This is a genomic window from Streptomyces sp. NPDC001450 (assembly GCF_053597295.1).
Genome location: NZ_JBSFHY010000079.1, coordinates 1 through 19,453, shown reverse-complemented (window position 1 = coordinate 19,453; position 19,453 = coordinate 1). Strand labels below are relative to the sequence as shown.

Sequence of the window (19,453 nt, the reverse complement as noted above, 5' to 3'; positions counted from 1 at the left end):
AGGCGCTGGCCGTCGACCCGCAGCAGCGCCTGCTGCTGGAGACGTCGTGGGAGGCGATCGAGCGGGCCGGTATCGACCCGGCCACGCTGCGCGGCCCGGTGCTCGCCAGATCACCACCCGTGGAGGAGGAACCCGAGCTGCCGGTGGTGTCGGTGCCGCCCGTGGTGCTGGAGGAGGAGCCGGAAGCCGAACCGGAACCGGATCCCGAGCCGGTGCTGGAACCCGAACCGCCGGTGGATCCCGTGGCGGAGTCTCCGGTGGAGCCCGTCGAGCCGCTGCCACCCGTGGAGCCGCCGCCGGAGACGTCGAGCAGGATGTCCGCGGTGTCGTTGGACTTGTCGGTGTCGAACGGCCGGGGCTCTCCCGCGAGCGCCACCGAGCCCTTGGCCCCGGACACCACCTTGTTGATCTTCAGCCGGAACTCGTACGTCTCCCCGCTGTTCTCGTCGACCCACGCCTCGCTGGTACCGCACTCGTACGTCCGCGACCCCACGCTGGTGCAGAACCCGTCGGTCTTGGCGACCGACGTACCGGCCGGCACCTTGATGTGCACGCGGGTCGCCCCCGCGCCGGTCTCCCGGAGCACCCAGCCGGGCCCGGCGTTGGTGAACTTCACCACCAACGGCACCGTGTCCCCGACCTTGCCCTTCAACTGTGCGCCGGTCACCTGGAAGTCGGCCGTGTTCTTCGCGGTCACCTTCACCGTCGCCGCGTCCCACTCCTCGTGCTGAGCGGAGCCCGGTGCGGCCGGGGTCTCGTCGGGCCGCTCGACCAGCTTCACCGCCGGGCCCGTACCCCGCACCGGCGGCGGGCCGGCGTCCGTGAACGCGGGGTCGTACGTGGCGACCGTCACCCGCAGCTCGTCGTACAGGGCGCGGTCGAGTGCCTTCAGGGTCAGCGCCTGGTCGGGCGCGTAGACGACGTCGGGCTTCACCTGCTGGTCGAACTCGCAGACCACGTCCGAGGAGCTGGGCGCCTCGTCGAAGGAAGGGATCTCGTAGCGCAAGCAGTTGGAGGGCACCTCGGTGTGGCTGAGCCCACGGGTGACGGAGTACGACATCCAGACCTTGTCGAGCGCCGCGGTTCCGGTGTCGGTGAAGGAGGCGGGGACCTTGAACTCGCTGCCGGGCCGCACACCGTCGATCGGGGCGAGCTTGCCCAGCACCAGGCCGGGTCCCGCGTCCGTGGCGCCGGCGGGCGCGGCACCGAGCGCGATCAGGGCGACGGCGCCGACGGCACCGGCGGCCTGGCGAAGTAAACGGGGGCCGGAGAGCGTGGGGGGCATGAAATCCTCTGTATGAATCGGCTGCTACGGACAGCTGAACTGTGCGGGAACGCGCGTTCCCGCACAGGAGACCTCGGTCACCGGCCGATGGTTGTACAGGGCCCGACCGGAGGTCACGGCCTCGCGGGCCGCACCAGCCACTCCAGGGCCGCGGCCGCGTCGCTCAGGACGGATACGGCCGTCGTCGACGAGTCCGCCCGGAACGGCGCCGGACCCGACACCTCGACCACGCCCAGCACCCGTTCCGGCAGTACGGCGGCATACGCCAGAGCGTGCGAGGCGCCCCCGGAGTGACCCATGACGGCGAAACGGCCGATGCCGAGCGCATCGGCGCTGTGGGCGACGTCGGCGACGGCCGTTGCGACGCTGCGGCCGTGGAGCGGGATCGGACCGCCGTATCCGGGGCGGTCGTACGACACCCGGCGGACGCCGAGCCGGGCGGAGGCGGGGAAGAGAGGCCTGGGCGGCAGGCCCAGGTTGGGTGTGCCGTGAAGCCAGAAGACGGGGAGACCGCCGGTTCCGCGGGCGCCGGGGGCTTGAGCGCGCAACTGACCCCGCGGACTCCCGGAACCCATCCCTCGGCCGAGTGGGCGAACGCCCGGAAGTCCGACGCCCTCAGGCCCGTACCGAACGATGCGGCCGGGCCGGTCGTCCGGGACTCCTGCGCTCCAGCCATTCCTGATACGCCGGCGCCTGGTGAGCCGCCTCCCAGTAGGCCTCCTCCAACTCGCTCACGCCGTTGTCGAGTTCCGCCGCTGTCCGGGCCGCGAGCAGCAGCCGTACCCCTATCGGGTCACCCTGCAACGGCCGGATGGCGAGGTCGGGGCGGGGGCGCGCGGTCGGCTGGCTGACCGTGACGACCTCGCCGATGGCGGCCAGGGAGTAGGCGCTGAGATAGTCGCCGTGCAGCAGGTCGGGTTCGATCCCGGCCTGGCGCAGCACCCGGCACAGGCCGTCCCATTCGCCGTCGACCGTGGAGTCGATCATCCAGCGTTCGTGGGCGAGGTCGGTCAGGGGTATCTCGCGCTGCGCCGCCGCGGGGTGGTCGGCGGCCAGGGTGACGAACTGCGGTTCGCGTTCCACCAGGACCCGCAGGCGCAGCCCGGCCGGGACGCGCAGCGGGCTGCCCTCGACCTCGTGCACGAAGGCCAGGTCGAGCCTGCCCTCGGCGACCATCCGCAGCAGGGAGTTCGCGGACACGTCCATCTGGAGGCTGGGCTCGACCGGCGGGACACGGGCGCGCAACCGGCGGAGCCAGCCCGGCAGGGCCCGGCTGGCCGTGGCGCCGATGCGCAGCCGGGGACCGCCCGCGGCACGGGCGGCCGCGGCCCTGGTCTCGGCCACGATCGCGGCGAGTTCGGCGACGAGCGGCCGGGCACGGCTGACCACGAGGTGTCCCAGCGGGGTGAGGCGGCTGCCCGTACGGTCACGGGTGAAGAGCCGGCCGCCGAGCGTCTGCTCGATGCGACGCAGCTGGGTGCTCAACGAGGGCTGGGCCATGCCCAGTTCGCGAGCGGCCTGGTGCAGACTGCCGGCGTCGGCGATGGCGCACAGTACGCGCAAGTGCCTCACCTCGAGCTCCATGCACGGAGCGTAAGGGCAGTGCCTGATGAGGCGCCAGATGTTCAAACGCCAACGGAATAAACAGAGTTGGGCGTGATAGTCGCACGCTATCCCCAGTTGCCATCATCCCGTCGACCGCCGGGGTGACGGAAACTCAGGGGCAACTGATCGTTCACCACCCCACACGAACGAGTAGGAGCACCCCCCACATGACGTCGACTCGTACGTCCTCCCCTGCCACGAAGGCCTCCAGGAGAGCGCTGGCGCTCGGCCTGGGCCTGGCCTTCGCGGCGCTGGGCACCGCGATCCCCGCGAGCGCCCAGAGCACCGGCTCCACCGCCACGCCGCACGCCCGCTACACGGGCCCGGCCGGCGAGGCGGCGAACAACAAGGCGTTCTTCGAGGCCGTGCTGGCCTCGGTCGCCAAGAAGCAGGCGGCACACCCGGGCCTGCGGTCGGTGACCGTCTACTACGACGCCTCCCAGGCGCCGAGCTTCCGTTCGCAGATATCGAGCGCCGCGTCGATATGGAACAGCTCCGTCTCGAACGTCAAGCTGCAGGCGACCTCGGGCGGCGCCGACTTCGCCTACTACGAGGGCAACGACCCCGAGGGGTCCTACGCCTCCACGGACGGCCACGGCAACGGCTACATCTTCCTCGACTACGCGCAGAACCGGCAGTACGACTCGATCCGCGTCGCCGCGCACGAGACCGGTCACGTGCTGGGGCTGCCGGACCACTACAGCGGTCCGTGCAGCGAACTGATGTCGGGCGGCGGCCCGGGCCCGTCCTGCACCAACCGCTACCCGAACGCGGCCGAGCGCGCCCGCGTCAACCAGCTGTGGGCCAACGGTCTCGCCAAGGCGCTCGGCAAGCTGAACAAGGTGCACTGACCCTGAACGAGGTGTACTGACCGAAGGCGCGCCGGCCGTCTGAGAACCATCCGCCTGCGACCGGAGGCGGGCCGTGCCACCCGGGCGCGGCCCGCCTCACGCAGGTTCGTGGTCTTCGGCCGCCCGGTCCGCGCGGTCGACGACCTCGGCGAAGTACGGCCAGCCGTCCACCGCTACGTTCCGCGCAGCCGGCTGTGCCGCGAGGGCGGGTGCCGCGGCGTCCAGGAGGCGGCGTGCCGTCCCGGGCTCGTAGAGGTTGAGGTGACTACGGTCCGGCAGGCGCACCACGGTGCCCGACTCGAAGTACGTGTTCGAGACGACCCCGATCGCGCAGGGAGCGAAGACCAGGGAGAGCCGGCGGCCGGCACCCTCGGCGGTTCCGTCGGTGAAGAACGAGAGGGTGAGGCGGCAGTCGTCGTGGGTGGGCCCCAGGCGCTGCCGGACGGTCCAGTACCAGACGGCCTCACCGACGACGAGGCGACGGAGGCGACGCTCGTTCCTCACGGCCGGTCGAACCAGGCGAGTGCTGCGATGCGCCAGCCGTCCGGAGTGCGCACGAACTGCAGGGTCTTGGTGCCGCCGCCCTCGAACGGCTCGCCGTTCATGACCGCGGACTTGCGGTACTCACTCAAGGGAGGACGAGCCGCCGGATGCGTGCCACGTCGGCCGGTCCGCCGCCGCGGTTGTCGAAGGCGCCGAAGAACTCGGCCGTCACCGCGTCGATCTCGATCTTGGACACCGTGTGAAGCTACCACGCACCCGAAGGCCCGCCAAAGCAGCAGCAGTTGGGTTCCGGGTGCCGCCCGGTCGCCGTTGACCGGGCGCTGGTTCCCTAGGAGTGCTCGGCCACGCGCTGGGGGCGGGCCTGGTTGAGCTGCGCGGTGAGGAGATGCGCGTCCAGCAGCGCGACGTCGGCGGTGCGGTTGGCCCGCGAGTAGCCCGCGAACATACGTTTGGTGAGGGTGAGGGCTTCGGGTGAGCGCCGGACGAGCGGGCGTACCCAGGAGTTGACGGCCGCGTCCAGTTCGTCGAGCGGGGCGACCTTGTGCAGGAGGCCGAGCCGGTGGGCGGTGGCCGCGTCGAACGTCTCGCAGGTGAGCATGAGTTCGCGGATCCTGGCGGCTCCGCCCTCGACGATCAGACGGCCCATGGCACCTCCCCAGGCGGGCGGCAGGCCGAGGCCGATCTCGGGCATACGGAACTGGCAGCTGTCGGCTCCGGCGCGCAGGTCGCAGAAGGAGGCGAGCGCGAGACCGGCGCCGACCACCTTGCCGTGGAGCCTGGCGATGGTGACCGCGTGGGTGTTCTCCAGCGCGTCGCACACGCGGTGGGCCTTGTCCGCGATCCGGCGCATGGCGGCACCGGTCGGGTCCCCGGCCAGCGCCGCCTGGTACTCGACCCGGTCGGCGCCGAGACAGAAGTCCTCGCCGACGGCAGAGAGGATCAGCACCCGGATGTCGGGCCGGTCGTGGAGGCTGTGGAGCAGGGCGGCGAGGTCGTCGAGGGCGGCGACGGTCAGCGTGCTGTCCTGTGCCGGGGGGTTGAAGCGGGCCCGGAGGACCGGCCCGTCGTGTTCGACGTGCAGCGCCTTGTAGGGGAAGTGGGGGGAGGTGTTGATCATCTCGGTCATGAGAGGGCGACGTCCAGGTTCAGCAGGCGCCGGAAGGCCACACGCGGTGCCCAGGTCGGCCTGCGTACGAGGGTGAGGCGGGGGAAGCGCCTGACCAGCTGGTGGAGCACGGTCTGTGCCTCCATGCGGGCCAGGGGAGCCCCGAGGCAGTAGTGGATGCCACCGCTGAAGGCGAGGTGCGCCGGTTTGCGGTGCAGGTTGAACAGCTCGGGATCCTCGTGCTTGGCCGGATCCCGGTTGGCCGCGCCCACCATGAGGTGGACCATCTCGTCCTTGTGGACCTCGACGCCGCCGAGGACGCCGTCCCGGGAGGAGACGCGGCTGATGACGTGCGTGGGCGGGTCGTAGCGCAACGATTCTTCAACGGCGGCGGGCACGAGTTCGGGGTGGACGGTGAGCCAGTCCCACTGCCGGGGATGCTCCAGCAGCAGGAGCGTCATCGTCGACAGCAGCGTGGCCGTGGTCTCCAGCGCCGCCAGGAGCACGAACAACGCGAGGAAGTAGACCGCTTCGTCCGCCTTGTCCTGGTCGCTCTCCATGCCGTCCCACGCCGTGATCCACCGCGAGACGGGGTCGTCACCAGGTCGGGCCCTGCGCAGGCGCACCAGGTCCATGAAGTAGGTCCGCAGCTCGGCCGTGGCCGCGTCCGACTTGGCCAGCTGGCTGGCCGACGGCAGCAGTTCCTGGGTGAAGACCTGGTCGTGGGTCAGATCCCGAAGCCGGGGGAAGTCGGCGGTCGGCAGCCCGAGCCAGTGCCCGATGGTGGCGACGGGCAGCTCGTCGCCGACCAAGGCGTTGAAGTCCGCCTCACCGTCGTGCAGCCGCTCGGCGAGCGAGTCCAGGATCCTGGTCGTGCTGTGGTCCACCGTCCCGCGCAGCTGTTCCAGGGAGGCGCGGTCGAACATGCCCGCCGAACGGCGCACCCAGGTGTGGTCCGGCGGATTGAGCGCGGGCAGTGTCCGGCTCATCTCCCGTGAGGAGGGAGCCGTCCAGCGCGTGCCGTCTCCCTGCTGCTCCCGCCAGCGTGCGTCGGGCTCCAGCCAGTCGCGGCTGCGCAGGACCTGGTCGCACAGGTCGAAGGCGGTGACGAGGTGCCCACCCCAGGGGGCTGCGACGACTCCGCCCCTCGACCGCAGCTCCCCGTAGATCGGGAAGGGATTGGCCTGGCCCTTCGCCGTCCGTAACCGGGAGAACAGCGAAACGGCAAATCGCCTGTCGACGGGCGGAGTTATCGCAATCTCCACGATGTCCCCTTCTTGCTCTCACGTATCAGCCGCCATGCATACCCCCCCGTTTACTGATACATACAAGATGACTATGCGCGCGGAGAGTTGCCTACGTCACTCTCCCCTGGTCCATGCCAGGAATCGGCTGAAGAGGCCCGGTTTGGGCTTGGACGAGGCCGGCACCGCAGGCTGCGGCGCAGAGCTCGGGACGTGGTGCGGGGTGGGTGCGGCCGGCCGCTGCGGCGCCTGAGCGGCCGTCGGTGCCACGGTGCGCGGCGTGAACCGGACCGGCAGCGCCACCAGGGACCGGCTCCACGGAGCGGGCACCCAGCTCAAGTCCTTGAAGGGCATCCGGACTTCGATGTCGGGCAGCCGGTTGAGGAGGGACTCGACGGCGGTGACGGCGATGATGAACGCCGGGTCCTTGGCCGGGCAGGCGTGCGGCCCGGCCCCGAAGGACAGATGGGCCTTGGCGCTGAGCTGCTCGCGATGCTCCGCCAGCCGGGGATCGGTGTTGGCGGCCGCGAAGGAGATCACCACCGGGTCGTTCGCGCGGAGCATACGGCCCCCCAACTCCACGTCCTGGGTGGGGTAATGGGCCGCGTAGTTGGCGATCGGCGCGTAGTTCCACAGGGCCTGGCCGACCGCGTCCTCGACCGGCAGGCCGGCCTGCCAGTCCTCGCCGAGGATCAGCGCGCTGCTGGTGCCGATCGCCGCCGACAGGGGCGCGGTGCCGCCCGAGAGCAGCGTCACGAGCTGGTGCAGCACCTCCTCGTCGGTCAGTTCGGCGGAGTGCTGCATCAGACGGGTCGTCAGGTCATTGCCGGGCCTGCGACGCTTGAGCGCGATCAGCTCGCCGAGCGCCTCGCCCAGCACCTGGTCCGCACCGGTCGTACCGTCGAAGATGCCGCTGATCCCGACGATCACCCGGTCGCCGATCTCCGGCGGGCACCCGAACAGGTCGCTGAAGACCAGCAGCGGCAACGGCTGCGCGTACTCGGCCATCAGCTCGGCCTGCCCGAGCCGGTCGGAGCTGAACCGGCTGACCAGATAGTCGGCGGACTGCTGGGTCTGCCGCACCAGCTGGATCTCGTTGACGGTGGCCAGACTGTCGGTGACGGCCTGGCGGAGGCGGGCGTGTGCCGCTCCGTCGCTGAACAGCGCGTTGGGCCGGTACCCCATCATGGGCAGCGCCGGGCTGTCCTCGGGTACCCGTCCCTCGTTCAGCGCCCGCCAGCGCCGCGAGTCCCGGACGAACGAAGCGGGGTTCTGCAGGATGTACAGGGCGGCGTCGTAGCTGGTGACCAGCTCGACCTCCACGCCCGGGGCGATGTCGACCGGCGCGCTCGGGCCGAGGCTGCGCAGGTACGCGTAGGTGGCGTCGGGATCGGATCCGAACTGCGGGCCGTAGAGCGGGACATTGCCGTGCGCAGGGCAGCCGGGCGGTGGCCCTTGTATGCCGGGACGCTGCTGCATGTGGGGGAGGCTCCTAGTCGAGAAGGGACAGTAGGTGGTGGACGAGGGTGATGAGGGCCTGTGCCGACGACTGCTGGTCCCGTACGTCGCAGGCGACGACGGGTGTCCGGTCGGACAGGTTCAGCGCGTCGCGGATCTCCGCGAGCGGGTAGTCGGTCGTGCCGTCGAAGTGGTTGACGCCGATGGCGTACGTCAGGCCGAACCGCTCGACCAGGTCCAGGACCGGGAAGGACTCCGACAGCCGCTCGGGGTCGACGAGGACGAGCGCGCCCAGTGCCCCCCGGGACAGCTCCTCCCACATTTCCTTGAAGCGCTCCTGACCCGGCGTGCCGAAGAGGTACAGCACCACCTCGTCGCTGATGGTCAGGCGGCCGAAGTCCATGGCGACCGTCGTGGTGGTCTTGTCCGGAGTCCCCGACAGGTCGTCAAAACCCACGCTGGCTTCGGTGATCTCCTCTTCGGTCCGCAGGGGCTCGATCTCGGAGATGCTGCCGATGCACGTGGTCTTCCCGACCCCGAAGTGTCCCACCACGAGGATCTTCACCGCGGTGAGGACACCTGAATCCAGGTACACGAATCACGCTCCGAATCGGGCTTTGAGGCCGTCGAGTACGGCGTTGAGCACTTCTCGGTCGACACGTTCGGCGCGGGGCACGGGCTTCCGCGCGATGATGAGACCGCTCTCCTCCATCTGTGCCAGGAGAATCCGCACGATCCCCAGCGGCAGATGCGTGTGGGCGGCCACTTCGGCGACGGAGAGAAAACCTTCCGTCACCAGCTCCAGGACCTGCCGCGCCTCCGGAGAAAGCGTGCGAGCCGAAGCAGTGGCACCCTCTTGCGCGGACACCAGGGTGGTGCGCTCGTAGGCATTGTCCGGGGGCAGGGCTCGCCCGTTCGTGATCACGAAGAGCGGGACTAATGCTGAGGTCAGCTCAAGTTCCTGATCCGGCCCGTCATTCACGTACGGCTCGCCTCCCCGCGTGGTGCCATATATGCGCTCAGCCGGGGCACCACCTGATGCAGCCGGGTGGTGAACTCCTCGATATCGGCATCGTGTTCGGCGGCCGCGGCCAGGAACGCACCGCGGCCGGCCGAGATCAGGAAGATCCAGCCGTGCTGAAACTCGATCACCGTCTGCCGCCACTGCGCCTCCTGGCCCACACCGGCGAACTGCGAGGTGGCCCGGCTGTAGGCGTGAATCCCCGTCATCGCCGCGGAGATGGTGTCCGCCAGGTCCTGACTCATGCCCGTGGTGGCCCCGCGGGGCAGGCCGTCGGAGCCCAACAGGACGGCGTGGCGGGCACCTTGCACCTTGGCGACCACCTCGTCGAGGTCCACGATCGGGATCCCCTTGCCGCCCGCCTCCTGCTGTGCCCGGGCCCCGCCGAACTGCCCGTCGACGCCGTCCGCGTGCACCCGGGGCGGCGAGGTGAGGTTGTTGCCGAGCCGGGCGACCAGCCGGTGCATGCGGAAGGAGATCTGCTGCATGTCGACGTCCGGCGCCGCGGCCGCCGCCAGGTAGGCGCCCTGCCCGGCGCCGATCAGGAAGATCCAGCCGTGCGAGAACTCGATGATCGTCTGGTTCCACTGCCTGTCTTCCCCCGGCCCGGCGAAGTGGGAGGTCGCGCGGCTGAGCGACTGCATGCCGGCCATGGCGGCGGAGATCGTCCGCACGTCCTTCTGGGCCATGCCGTCGGTCGCGCCACGGGGAAGGCCGTCCGCGGACAGCAGGACAGCATGACGCGCCTTCGGCACGTTGTGCACGATGTCCTCGAGCATCCACGACAGGTCTGTGGTCATGCGTCATCGGACCCTTCGGACGGCGCCGAGGCGAGATTGCGGCCCGAGAGCGTGCCGCGCTGGAAGGCTCCGAGGCTCCGGCCCGCGGCACGGCCGGCGTCCTCCGGCGCCGCGGCGGGCGGCTGCGTGGTGTCCCGGTCGGGAACGCTGGCGATGGGCACCTGGCGGGCGCCACGCCGCGGCAGGCCGTGGGCGGTGCGGCTGACGGGCTCCGGCCGGCCGACGGTGCCACGGATGCCGCTGACCTGGGAATCCTCGGCGGGTGCCGCCTCCTCCTCGGTCCACAGCTCCTCCGGCAGCAGCACGACGGCGCGCACGCCGCCGTAGCGGGAGACACCGGTGACGTCCACCCGGAATCCGTACTGCTGCGCGAGCAGGCCGATGACGGGGAAACCGAACTTCGGCTGGTTGCCGAGATGCGAGAGACGGGGCCGGAAGTCACCGGAGAGCAGCGCGGAGGCCTTCTGCCGGTCCTCGTCGTTCATACCGACACCGGCGTCGTCGATGACGATGCACAGGTTCTTCTGCACCCGTTGGAAAGTGACCTCGATCGGCGAACCCTGCTGAGAAAAGCTGGCAGCGTTGTCGAGAAGTTCTGCGACAGCGAGCGCGACCGGAGAAACGGCGGACGCCTTCAATGCAAAACCGGTCTGCTGCATGATTTCGACGCGCCGGAAGTTGCGAATCTGACCCTGCGCACTGCGCACCACGTCATAAACGCTCGCAGGCCTATTACGGCGACCCAGCGGAGCACCACACATAACCGCAATGCCCTGTGACTTACGGGCCATCTGTGCATTGGCGTGACTGACTTCCAGCAAATCACTCAGGACGGAATGGCCGCCGTACTTGCGCTGGATTTCTTCAAGAAGCGCCAGCTGTTCCGCGGCAAGGCTCTGCAGAAAGCGCGCGGAACCCTTGAGAACAGCCTTGGTGCTCTCCTCGGCCGCCTCTTCGGCTTCTTGGATGGTCTTGTCGTGCTCGTCCTGGTGCTGCTGCAACTCCGCTCTTAAAGCGGCCAGTTGCACGTCGGCCTCGCTCAGCCTCTGCGTGAGCGCGGCCTCGGCCTGCTGCTTCTTCGCCGCTATGGCCTTGTTGCGGCGACTGAGCACCAGGGCCGCGGCGACGGCGATGGTCGTCGCCGCAACCAGGCACCACACGAGTGCGTCTCGATTCATGGAAACCTTTCCTATATGTAGCCTGCAGTCGTCGGCGGACGGATCGGGGGAATCCGTGGCACAACCGCTTGGTACGACTCGGTCGCCGTCGTGTCGAGAACCGGCCCGATCTCAAAACAGCGCCTGAGCCGAGTGGACCAAGGTCGCAGACGCGGGGATGCTATCACTGAGATAGGGGAACCTTCACAACGCGGAGTCGACCGGTAACCGTTGCATGTTGGCCAAGAGGTTATTGATTGAACGACAGTCAACGGCAGTGCGGCCGAGTCGTGAGGGTGTGGGGTATTTATTCGGCACCATGAAGGACTGATTACTCTTTCACGGACTTAACGGACGGCGAGGCGCTGGACGGCCCGGCTCAGGACCACCACGCCCGCGACGATCAGTACGGCACCGCATATTTCGGGCACCAGCCACCGGCCCGTGCGGATGCGTTCGTCGAACAGGGCGATACCGAGGGCCAGGCTGACCATCGCGTCCCCGATGGTCAGCGCGGGCTGCGCCGCCACCAGCGGACCGGCCTGCAGGGCGTTCTCCAGCAGGAGCACGGCGACCGCGCCGGTGACCGCGAAACCGTACGTCTGCCAGGACCGCAGGAACGCCAGGAAGCCGTGGTCGGCGAAGGTCCCCGAGGCCGACTTCAGGAGCGCGGCGGTCAGCGCGTTGCCCATGGCCGAGGCAGCGGCCAGCAGCGCGGCACGGCGCACCGCCGGGCGCCCCCGGCCGGCAGGCAGGACCGTGGCGGCCATTCCGCCGAGGCACAGGCCGAGCGCCGGGATCCACCGCGCGAGCGGTGCCTGGGAGGTGGCGCCGTGCGGAGCGGCCGCCGAGAGCAGGACGGCCAGGCCAGTCACCACACCGCCGACCCCCCACCAGCCCGAGCGGGGCAGCCGGCGGTGCATCAGCGGCCGGCGACGAGCAGGGCGAAGGGAAGCTCCAGGATGAAGAGTGGCTGGACCAGCGCGAGCGGGCCGTTGACGAGGGCCAGGCTCTGGAACAGCGCGGCGCCGACCACCCCGGCCATGCCGATCAGCCAGGCCGGCCGGCGCACCAGATCCGCCAGGAGCCGCACCCCGCCGCGCCGGCTCGTGGACGCGGCCCTGCGCTGGAACGCCGTGCCCACGGCGTTGCTCGCCGCTCCCGCGACGGCGAACGCCGCGGCCAGTTCGATCACGACCGTCTCCCGCCTGCGGGCACACCTTCCGGAGGAGCTCGGGCACTCTCAGCCTACGGATGCCCTCCCGGAGCCGCCGCCGAAGCCGGCCGCGGCCCGCACGCCGCAGAACCCGGAGGCCGGGCCGCCCCACACGCCCCAGTGCCTGGACCCGGCCCTATTGCGGCATGCCCAGGATGATCTCCCCGTCCACGGCGGTGCCCCCCTCACGGTGATGCCCGCCGGGCGAACCCGGCAGCAGCAGGGAACCGTAGGTGCCGTCACGTGAGGCGGCGGTCACGATGCCGATGGACTCTGACGGCGAGGCCCCGCCGGTGGCATTCCGGCGGGGCGGTCGTCGGCAAGGTGTCGTTTCCTCGGCAAGGTGCCGGTTGTGTTGGGACTCCTCGAAGATCCCCGGCGGGCGATCACCGTTGAGCGGTGGTGCTCGCCCCGTCGAGTGCTTCCCGGATGATGTCCGCGTGTCCGGCATGCTGGGCTGTCTCCCTGATCAGGTGCAGCAGGATCCGGCGTGCAGACCAGTGGACGGTTTCCGGCGGCGACCACGGGGTCTTGGGAAGGGGCACGCTCCGGTCGAGGTCCGGCAGGGCAACCACGGACTCCTCGGTCCTGTGAGCGGCGGCGGTGTACTGCTCGAGCAGCCCTGCGAGCGACTCGCCTTCGACCATGCGGTATTGATCCAGGTCGAGCGTGCCCTCCGGCAGTTCTCCGTCCCCCTTGACCATGATCTGCGTCCACACCCGCTCACCCCGGGTGAGGTGCTTGACAATCCCGCCCAGGGTGAGCTCGCTCACGGTCGTGCGCTCGGCAGCCTGGGTGTCGGTGACATCGCGCGTGGTGATCAGCAGTAACGCCCTCTGCTCCGCGAGTGCATGCAGCAGCTCACCGCGCTCGCCTGGAAGAAACGGGGCCGGGCTTTGCGACGAAGTGGTCATGGACCGACCGTAGGAGGCATTTAGGTCAGTAGGTATCCTCAATCCCCATCCCCGCCAGGCTCAACAGGTGGTTCAGTCGCCGACCACCTCGCTCACCGACGCGCGGGCGGCGGCCTCGTCGACGAGGTTCTTGCCGGTGGCGAACGCGGCGACCAGGGCCTGCAGGGCGAGGTTGTTGACCGCCCGCGGGTAGCCGCGCGATGCGCCTCGCCCACTCCACGGCGCGAGCACACCGCCGCAATCCGGGCACTCGACCTTGCCCGCCGACAACCTGGCCTCGACCCTGGCCGCATCCGCCTCTACCGTGAGCACCGGCGCCTCGCCGCCAACGAACACCCCGACCCCGCCCGCATGCGTCCGAATCCGTCGGCACGCAGCATGCCTGCAACTCACCGCCCACATGGGCATCTTGAGTGTCGTCGAACAGCCGCGGTACACGTAGGTCCGGCCGCCGGCGACGACGGCCAGGTCCTGCTTGCCGTCGCTGGTGTGCCGGACGGGTCCCCTCTCACACCCGGCTCGACGTCGCCGTGTCCGAGGACAGCCGCTGGGCGACATAGATCGGGACGACCGACAGCAGGACGAGGACGGCCGCCACGACGTTCACCACGGGCGCCTGCTGGGGCCGGGTCATGTTGTCGAAGATCCAGATGGGGAGGGTCTCGATGCCGGGTCCCGCGGTGAAGGTCGTGACGACGATCTCGTCGAAGGACAGGGCGAACGCGAGCAGGCCGCCGGCCAGCAGCGCGGAGCGGACCAGCGGGAAGGTGACGTCCGCGAAGGCACGGAAGGTGGTCGCCCCCAGGTCCATCGCCGCCTCCTCGTACGAGGCGGCCGTACGGCGCAGCCGGGCCACCACGTTGTTGAAGACCACCACGATGCAGAACGTGGCGTGGCCGACGATCACGGTGAACAGCCCGAGGCCCACACCGAGCGGCGCGAGGACGGTGCCGAAGGCCGAGTTGAGCGCGATGCCCGTGACGATGCCGGGCAGCGCGATCGGCAGGACCACGATGAACGACACCGTGTCGCGGCCGAAGAACCGGTGCCGGGCCACCGCGAACGCGATGAGCGTGCCGAGGACCAATGCGATCGCGGTGGCACCCAGGCCCGCCTTCACGGACACCCACAGAGCCTCGCGCGCACCGGAGTTGTCGAGGGCGACGGACCACCAGCGCAGGGTGAACCCCGGCGGCGGCCAGCTCGCACTGCGGTCGGGATTCAGGGAGTTGACGAGGACGAGCAGGAGCGGGACGTAGATCACCGCGAAGCCGAGTGCGGCGCCTGTGCGCAGGGCGATGCGCGCGGTGCGGCTGAGATGCATGGCGCTCTTCTCCTACAGGCTGGTCAGGGCGCCCGTGCGGCGGATCGCCAGCAGGTACAGGACGATCACGAGCACGGGGACGGTGCCGAGCGCGGCAGCCATGGGCAGGTTGAGTTCGATGTTGGAGTACACGAGGTTGCCGACGAGCTGGGTCTTGCCGCCGACGATCTGCACGGTGATGTAGTCACCGAGGCTGAGCGAGAAGGTGAACACGGAGCCGGCGGCCACGGAGGGCAGCACCATGGGCAGCACCACCGAGCGGAAGGTGCGGCCGGCCTTCGCGCCGAGGTCCGCGGAGGCGTCGAGCAGGTTGCCCGGAAGCTGTTCCAGGGCCGTGTGGATCGGCAGGATCATGTACGGCAGCCACAGGTACGTCAGGGTGAGCACGGTGGCCGGCAGGCCGAAGCCCGGGCCGCTCAGGCCGAAGGGCCCCAGCATCCAGTCGGCGAGGCCGCCCTCGGAGAGGATCAGCCGCCAGGCGTACACCTTCACCAGGTAGCTCGCCCACAGCGGGGTCAGGATCGCCACGACAAGCAGCGGGCGCCACTTGGGGCGGGCCACCCGCGCGGTGTAGAAGGCGACCGGGAACGCGATCACGGCGCACAGCACGGTCACCGCGAGCGCCACGCCGACACTGCGCAGGATCACCTGGCGGAAGACCGGGGTCGTGAACAGGGCGTGGAAGTTGTCCGTCGACCAGACCTTCACCACCTGGGAGGTGAAGGAGTTGGTCGTCCAGAACGCGGAGACGAACAGGACCGTCAGCGAGCCCAGGTAGAGGACGGTCAGCCACAGCAGCGGCGCGGTGAGCAGCAGGGCCAGGCGCAGCCGGGGTCTCGTGTGCAGCGCTCCGGCGAGCCGCCGGACGGTTCCCCGTCCGGCGGCGGGCGTCACTTCACTCGTCACGGCTCAGCCCTTGATCTCGGTCCAGGCCTGCACCCACTTCGCGTACGGCACGCACTTGACGTCCTTGCGGCCGTCGAGGCACTGCTCGATGGGCGTGTTCCAGAAGGCGATGTTCTTCCAGTAGCCCTCGTCGGCCGCGTGGTAGGTCGTGCAGAAGTTCTTGTCGCCGGTCTCGGCACAGGCCTTGGAGTTGGCCGGGGCCTCGCCGAAGTACTCGGCGACCTGGGCGTTGACCTTGGGGGAGACGATCCAGTCGAGCCACTTGTAGGCGCAGTTGGGGTGCTTGGCCCTGGCGTACACCATCCAGGTGTCCGACCAGCCGGTCGAGCCCTCCTTCGGGACGAACGCCTTGACCTTGGCGCCCTCACCGGCGGTCAGGTTGGCGATGACCTGCCAGGTGGTGCCGACGACCGAGTCCCCGCTCTTGAAGGCGGAGATCTCCTTGAGGTAGTCGCTCCAGTACTCGCCGATGTTCGCGTTCTGCTTCTTCAGCAGGGCCACGGCGGCGTCGAACTGCTTCTGGTCGAGCGCGTACGGGTCCTTGATCTTCAGCTCGGGCCTGGTGGCCTTGAGGTACAGGGCCGCGTCCGCGATGTAGATCGGCGAGTCGTACGCGGTGACGTGCCCCTGGTACTTCTGGGCGTCGTCGAAGACCGCCGACCAGGAGGTGGGCGCCGGGCTCACCTTCTCGGTGTTGTACATCAGCAGGTTGGCGCCCCGGCCGTGCGGGATGCCGTACATCTGTCCGTTCACCGAGTTCCAGGCGCCGTTCTTGAGGCCGCTGAAGACGTCCTTGTAGTTGGGGACGAGGCCGGTGTTGACGGGGGCCGCGTCGCCGGAGGCGATCAGGCGCAGGGAGGCGTCCCCGGAGGCGGAGACGGCGTCGTACTCCCCGGTCTTCATCAGCTTGACCATCTCGTCCGAGCTGGCGGCGACCTTGGAGTGGACCTGGCAGCCGGTCTGCTTCTCGAAGTCGCCGACCCAGTTCACCTTGGGGTCGTTGGAACCGTCCTCGACGTAGCCCGCCCAGGCGATCAGATTGACCTGGCCCTCGGTCCTGCCGAGCTTCGTCGGGGCCTTGAGGTCGGGCGGATTCAGGCCGGTGGCCGAGGAGCCGTTGCCGGAGGAGCCGCAGGCGGCGGTGAGCAGCAGGGCCGCGGTGCCGGCCGCGGCCACGAGGGTTCGGGTGAGACGCACGACGTTCTCCATGAGTGAGGGAGCCTGGCGCGGAGCGGGGGGTTCGGGGGGTGGGGGGTCAGGCGGGTATCCGGACGGCGTGTCCGCGGTGCCACTGGAGGCGCACCCGGGCGCCGCGGTAGGCGGCGACGTCCTCGGAGGAGGTCTCGAGGTTCTGCTGGAGTGCGGTGAGGCGGCCGCCCCCGTCGAGGTCGACGAGGAAGCGGGTGGCGTCGCCGAGGTAGACGACCTCGGCGACCGTGCCGGTGACGTTCGCGTGTCCGGGCTCGTCCGCCTCGGCGGACTCCTTCAGGACACGGATCTTCTCCGGGCGGATGTTGTACGTGCCGGGGGTGCCGACGATCCGGTGGGCCGCCTCGCCCTCCAGCAGGTTCGAGGTGCCGACGAAGCCGGCGACGAACGGGGTCGCGGGGCGCTCGTATATCTCGGCGGGTGTGCCGACCTGGGCGATGCGGCCCTGGTCGAAGACGGCGATGCGGTCGCTCATCGTCAGGGCCTCCTCCTGGTCGTGGGTGACGAAGACGAAGGTGATGCCCACCTCCCGCTGGAGTGCCTTGAGTTCGACCTGCATCTGTTCGCGCAGCTTCAGGTCGAGGGCGCCGAGGGGCTCGTCGAGGAGCAGGACCCGGGGGCGGCCGACGAGGGCGCGGGCGAGGGCGACGCGCTGGCGCTGTCCGCCGGAGAGCTGGGCGGGGCGCCGTTGGCCGTAGCCCTCCAGACGGACCTCGGCGAGCGCCTTGCGGGCGCGGACCAGGCGTTCGGGCTTCGGCACCTTGCGGACCTTGAGCCCGTAGGCGACGTTCTGCTCGACCGTCATGTGCGGGAACAGGGCGTAGTCCTGGAAGACCGTGTGCACGTCCCGTTCGAACGGGGCGAGGCCGGTGACCTCCTGCCCGGCCAGTTCGATCCGGCCCGCGGTGGGCGTCTCGAACCCGGCGATGAGTCTGAGGACCGTGGTCTTCCCCGAGCCGGAGGGGCCGAGCATGGAGAAGAACTCCCCGTCCCGGATCTCCAGGTCCACACCGGCCACGGCGGTCGTCTCCCCGAACGACTTCCGCAGGTCCTGCAGCCGGATCGCAATCCCCTCCATGCGGGAACCTTTCTGGCGCGCTCAACGTTGACCGCAAACATATGAAGTCATAGTTCTAAGCTCAAGGTCCCCTTAGGGTAAAGCTTGAGTCAACGCACGAGGTGGTGGCCGTGAGGCAACACGAGATCGACGGCGGCGTCCGGGGAGCGGGCGGCGGCGCCCGGCGGGCCGTCTTCAGCCCGGTGGACAACCGGGCCCGCGTGGACACGGTCGTCCGCCGCATCGGCGACGCCATAGAACTGGGACTCCTCGCCGACGGCGAGCAGCTTCCGGGTGAGAGCGAACTGGCCGGGCAGCTCGGCGTGTCGACCGTTACCCTGCGTGAGGCGCTGATGGCGCTCAGGCAGCAGGGCCTGGTCACCACCCGCAGGGGCCGCGGCGGCGGCAGCTTCGTGTCCCTGCCCGAGGTCCCCGCCGACGACCGGCTCAAGGCCCGGCTGCGCGGCTGGAGCACCGAGGAACTGCGCGACCTGGGCGACCACTGGGCCGCCCTGTCCGGCGCCGCCGCCCGCCTCGCCGCCCAGCGCACCGAACCCGAGGACCTCCATCCCCTGCGCCGTACGGCCGAGGAGCTGGCCCACGCGGAGGAGACGGCGGCGCGCAGCCGCCTGTACGGCCGCTTCCACGTGGAACTCGCCGCGGCGGCTCAGTCCGCCAGGCTCACCCGGGAGCAGGTCGCGCTGCAGAGCGAGGTGGGCGCGCTGCTGTGCCTGGTCCTGGGGAGCGGCGAATATCGTGAAGAAGTGGCGGACCGTCATCGCTCCGTGATCTCGGCGGTGCAAGATGGGGCCCACGAATCGGCCGGCACGCTGGCCGAGCGGTGCGTCAGGGAGTCGACGGCGCGGCTCGTCGCCGTACGCCTCACCCTCTGAACGCGCCGCGTCCGGTTCCGTCCGCTGGAGGACACCATGGGCTGGAGCCCCGGGCAGGTCCACTCGGCTGCCGCGACGATCGAGACGGACGCCGAGGCATGGGTGGCCTCGCAGGTGGGCGGTGCGCTGGAGGCGGTGTTCGAGGCCGTCGCCGCCACCCGGGCCGACACCGCGGCCCTGCTCGCCAAGGCGGCCGCACAGGGCCGTCGCCCCGCGAGCGCGGACCTCGCCGCCCTCCGCCCCGGACTGCACCAGCGACTGACCCGCCAGGAACTGGTCTCCGGCGTCGGCTTCGTGGCCGCCCCCGGGCTGCTGACCGACGTACCCGCATGGCTGGAGTGGTGGCAGACGGGCGCCGACGGCGACGTACGACCCCTGCTGCTCGACCTCGACCCCGGGCACTCGGCGTACTCCGACTACACGCACTGGGACTGGTTCGCTCTGCCCCGCGACACCGGGCGCCGCGCCGTGGCCGGACCGTACGTCGACTATCTCTGCTCCGACGAGTACAGCCTCACCCTGTCCGCACCGGTCGAGGCCGAGGGGCGCTTCGCCGGGGTCGCCGCGGCCGACGTGTACCTACGGCACTTCGAAGCGGCCGTACTCCCGCTGCTGCGGCGGCTGCCCCGGCCCGCCCACCTGGTCAACGCCCGCGGCCGGGTCGCCGCCTCCGCCGACCCCGCGCACCTGGCCGGCTCCCTCACCAAGGGCCCCGACTTCGGCGAACTGCTCACCGAGGCGACGCCCGCCGAGTACGCGGGCCTGCGCATGGTGCCCTGCCACGGCATTCCGCTCGTTCTCGTACTGGCCTAGGGGGTGTCGTTTGGATCAGGTCGGCCGTGACAAGCGGTGCGGACTGGCCGACCCGAGCGGGGCCTGGTGCGTGCAGCTGCAAGGCGGAGGA

At 70.1% G+C, this 19,453-nt stretch carries 21 protein-coding genes and 2 pseudogenes; 4 read left to right on the top strand and 19 right to left on the bottom strand.

Annotated elements, in window-relative coordinates; translation table 11 throughout:
• Positions 1–95 (top strand): annotated as a pseudogene (locus ACWC5O_RS43900) (beta-ketoacyl synthase N-terminal-like domain-containing protein); the annotation flags it as partial.
• Between the two features lie 1,303 nt (positions 96–1,398).
• Here the strand turns inward: ACWC5O_RS43900 and ACWC5O_RS43895 are convergent.
• Positions 1,399–1,833, bottom strand: coding sequence for an alpha/beta fold hydrolase (locus tag ACWC5O_RS43895; RefSeq protein ID WP_450592186.1), 435 nt, complete (start codon positions 1,831–1,833; stop codon positions 1,399–1,401).
• A gap of 67 nt (positions 1,834–1,900) precedes the next feature.
• The gene (locus tag ACWC5O_RS43890; RefSeq protein WP_450592185.1) at positions 1,901–2,869 is read right to left on the bottom strand and encodes a LysR family transcriptional regulator; all 969 of its coding nucleotides are present in this window, start codon (positions 2,867–2,869) and stop codon (positions 1,901–1,903) included.
• A gap of 188 nt (positions 2,870–3,057) precedes the next feature.
• Between ACWC5O_RS43890 and snpA the strand changes: the two genes are divergently transcribed.
• Positions 3,058–3,741: a snapalysin gene (gene snpA / locus ACWC5O_RS43885; protein WP_450592183.1), complete on the top strand. Its 684-nt coding sequence runs from the start codon at positions 3,058–3,060 to the stop codon at positions 3,739–3,741.
• Positions 3,742–3,837: 96 nt separating this feature from the next.
• Here the strand turns inward: snpA and ACWC5O_RS43880 are convergent, their stop codons facing one another.
• The 17 genes and pseudogenes from ACWC5O_RS43880 to ACWC5O_RS43800 form a co-directional block, all read right to left on the bottom strand.
• Positions 3,838–4,245 (bottom strand): hypothetical protein, encoded by a 408-nt coding sequence (locus ACWC5O_RS43880; protein WP_450592182.1) that lies wholly within the window; start codon positions 4,243–4,245, stop codon positions 3,838–3,840.
• A complete protein-coding gene (locus ACWC5O_RS43875) occupies positions 4,242–4,373 on the bottom strand; it encodes a hypothetical protein (RefSeq protein ID WP_450592181.1) in 132 nt (43 codons plus the stop codon). The genes ACWC5O_RS43880 and ACWC5O_RS43875 overlap by 4 nt, the downstream gene beginning before the upstream one ends.
• Before the next feature lie 200 nt (positions 4,374–4,573).
• Positions 4,574–5,362 (bottom strand): enoyl-CoA hydratase/isomerase family protein, encoded by a 789-nt coding sequence (locus ACWC5O_RS43870; protein ID WP_450592188.1) that lies wholly within the window; start codon positions 5,360–5,362, stop codon positions 4,574–4,576.
• Positions 5,363–5,367: 5 nt separating this feature from the next.
• Entirely contained in the window at positions 5,368–6,615 is a 1,248-nt protein-coding gene (locus tag ACWC5O_RS43865) for a cytochrome P450 (protein WP_450592179.1), read from the bottom strand.
• A gap of 96 nt (positions 6,616–6,711) precedes the next feature.
• Entirely contained in the window at positions 6,712–8,073 is a 1,362-nt protein-coding gene (locus tag ACWC5O_RS43860; protein WP_450592177.1) for a cytochrome P450, read from the bottom strand.
• Positions 8,074–8,086: 13 nt separating this feature from the next.
• Positions 8,087–8,647, bottom strand: a complete 561-nt coding sequence (locus ACWC5O_RS43855; RefSeq protein ID WP_450592175.1) for a GTP-binding protein — start codon at positions 8,645–8,647, stop codon at positions 8,087–8,089.
• Positions 8,648–8,650: 3 nt separating this feature from the next.
• Positions 8,651–9,034 carry a DUF742 domain-containing protein gene (locus ACWC5O_RS43850; RefSeq protein WP_145884578.1) on the bottom strand — a complete coding sequence of 128 codons (384 nt, stop codon included), beginning with the start codon at positions 9,032–9,034 and terminating at the stop codon, positions 8,651–8,653.
• Positions 9,031–9,873, bottom strand: coding sequence for a roadblock/LC7 domain-containing protein (locus ACWC5O_RS43845; RefSeq protein ID WP_450592174.1), 843 nt, complete (start codon positions 9,871–9,873; stop codon positions 9,031–9,033). The genes ACWC5O_RS43850 and ACWC5O_RS43845 overlap by 4 nt, the downstream gene beginning before the upstream one ends.
• Positions 9,870–11,051 carry an ATP-binding protein gene (locus ACWC5O_RS43840; protein ID WP_450592173.1) on the bottom strand — a complete coding sequence of 394 codons (1,182 nt, stop codon included), beginning with the start codon at positions 11,049–11,051 and terminating at the stop codon, positions 9,870–9,872. The genes ACWC5O_RS43845 and ACWC5O_RS43840 overlap by 4 nt, the downstream gene beginning before the upstream one ends.
• A gap of 326 nt (positions 11,052–11,377) precedes the next feature.
• Positions 11,378–12,225: pseudogene (locus tag ACWC5O_RS43835) on the bottom strand (DMT family transporter).
• A gap of 157 nt (positions 12,226–12,382) precedes the next feature.
• Positions 12,383–12,505, bottom strand: a complete 123-nt coding sequence (locus ACWC5O_RS43830) for a hypothetical protein (RefSeq protein ID WP_450592171.1) — start codon at positions 12,503–12,505, stop codon at positions 12,383–12,385.
• 127 nt (positions 12,506–12,632) lie between these two features.
• A complete protein-coding gene (locus tag ACWC5O_RS43825; RefSeq protein WP_450592170.1) occupies positions 12,633–13,160 on the bottom strand; it encodes a DinB family protein in 528 nt (175 codons plus the stop codon).
• Positions 13,161–13,232: 72 nt separating this feature from the next.
• Positions 13,233–13,472, bottom strand: coding sequence for a hypothetical protein (locus ACWC5O_RS43820; protein ID WP_450592169.1), 240 nt, complete (start codon positions 13,470–13,472; stop codon positions 13,233–13,235).
• 196 nt (positions 13,473–13,668) lie between these two features.
• Entirely contained in the window at positions 13,669–14,484 is an 816-nt protein-coding gene (locus tag ACWC5O_RS43815) for an ABC transporter permease (RefSeq protein ID WP_450592167.1), read from the bottom strand.
• Between the two features lie 12 nt (positions 14,485–14,496).
• Positions 14,497–15,390, bottom strand: coding sequence for an ABC transporter permease (locus ACWC5O_RS43810; protein WP_450592165.1), 894 nt, complete (start codon positions 15,388–15,390; stop codon positions 14,497–14,499).
• A 3-nt stretch (positions 15,391–15,393) separates the two neighbouring features.
• Positions 15,394–16,587 carry an ABC transporter substrate-binding protein gene (locus ACWC5O_RS43805; protein WP_450592164.1) on the bottom strand — a complete coding sequence of 398 codons (1,194 nt, stop codon included), beginning with the start codon at positions 16,585–16,587 and terminating at the stop codon, positions 15,394–15,396.
• Between the two features lie 58 nt (positions 16,588–16,645).
• A complete protein-coding gene (locus tag ACWC5O_RS43800; RefSeq protein ID WP_450592162.1) occupies positions 16,646–17,677 on the bottom strand; it encodes an ABC transporter ATP-binding protein in 1,032 nt (343 codons plus the stop codon).
• A 110-nt stretch (positions 17,678–17,787) separates the two neighbouring features.
• On the opposite strand from ACWC5O_RS43800, the gene ACWC5O_RS43795 reads away from it, so the two are divergent.
• Complete coding sequence (locus tag ACWC5O_RS43795) at positions 17,788–18,549, top strand: FadR/GntR family transcriptional regulator (RefSeq protein ID WP_450592161.1); 762 nt, start codon at positions 17,788–17,790, stop codon at positions 18,547–18,549.
• Between the two features lie 36 nt (positions 18,550–18,585).
• On the top strand, positions 18,586–19,362 hold the full coding sequence (locus ACWC5O_RS43790; RefSeq protein ID WP_450592160.1) for a cache domain-containing protein: 777 nt from the start codon (positions 18,586–18,588) through the stop codon (positions 19,360–19,362).
• Positions 19,363–19,453 lie beyond the last annotated feature (91 nt).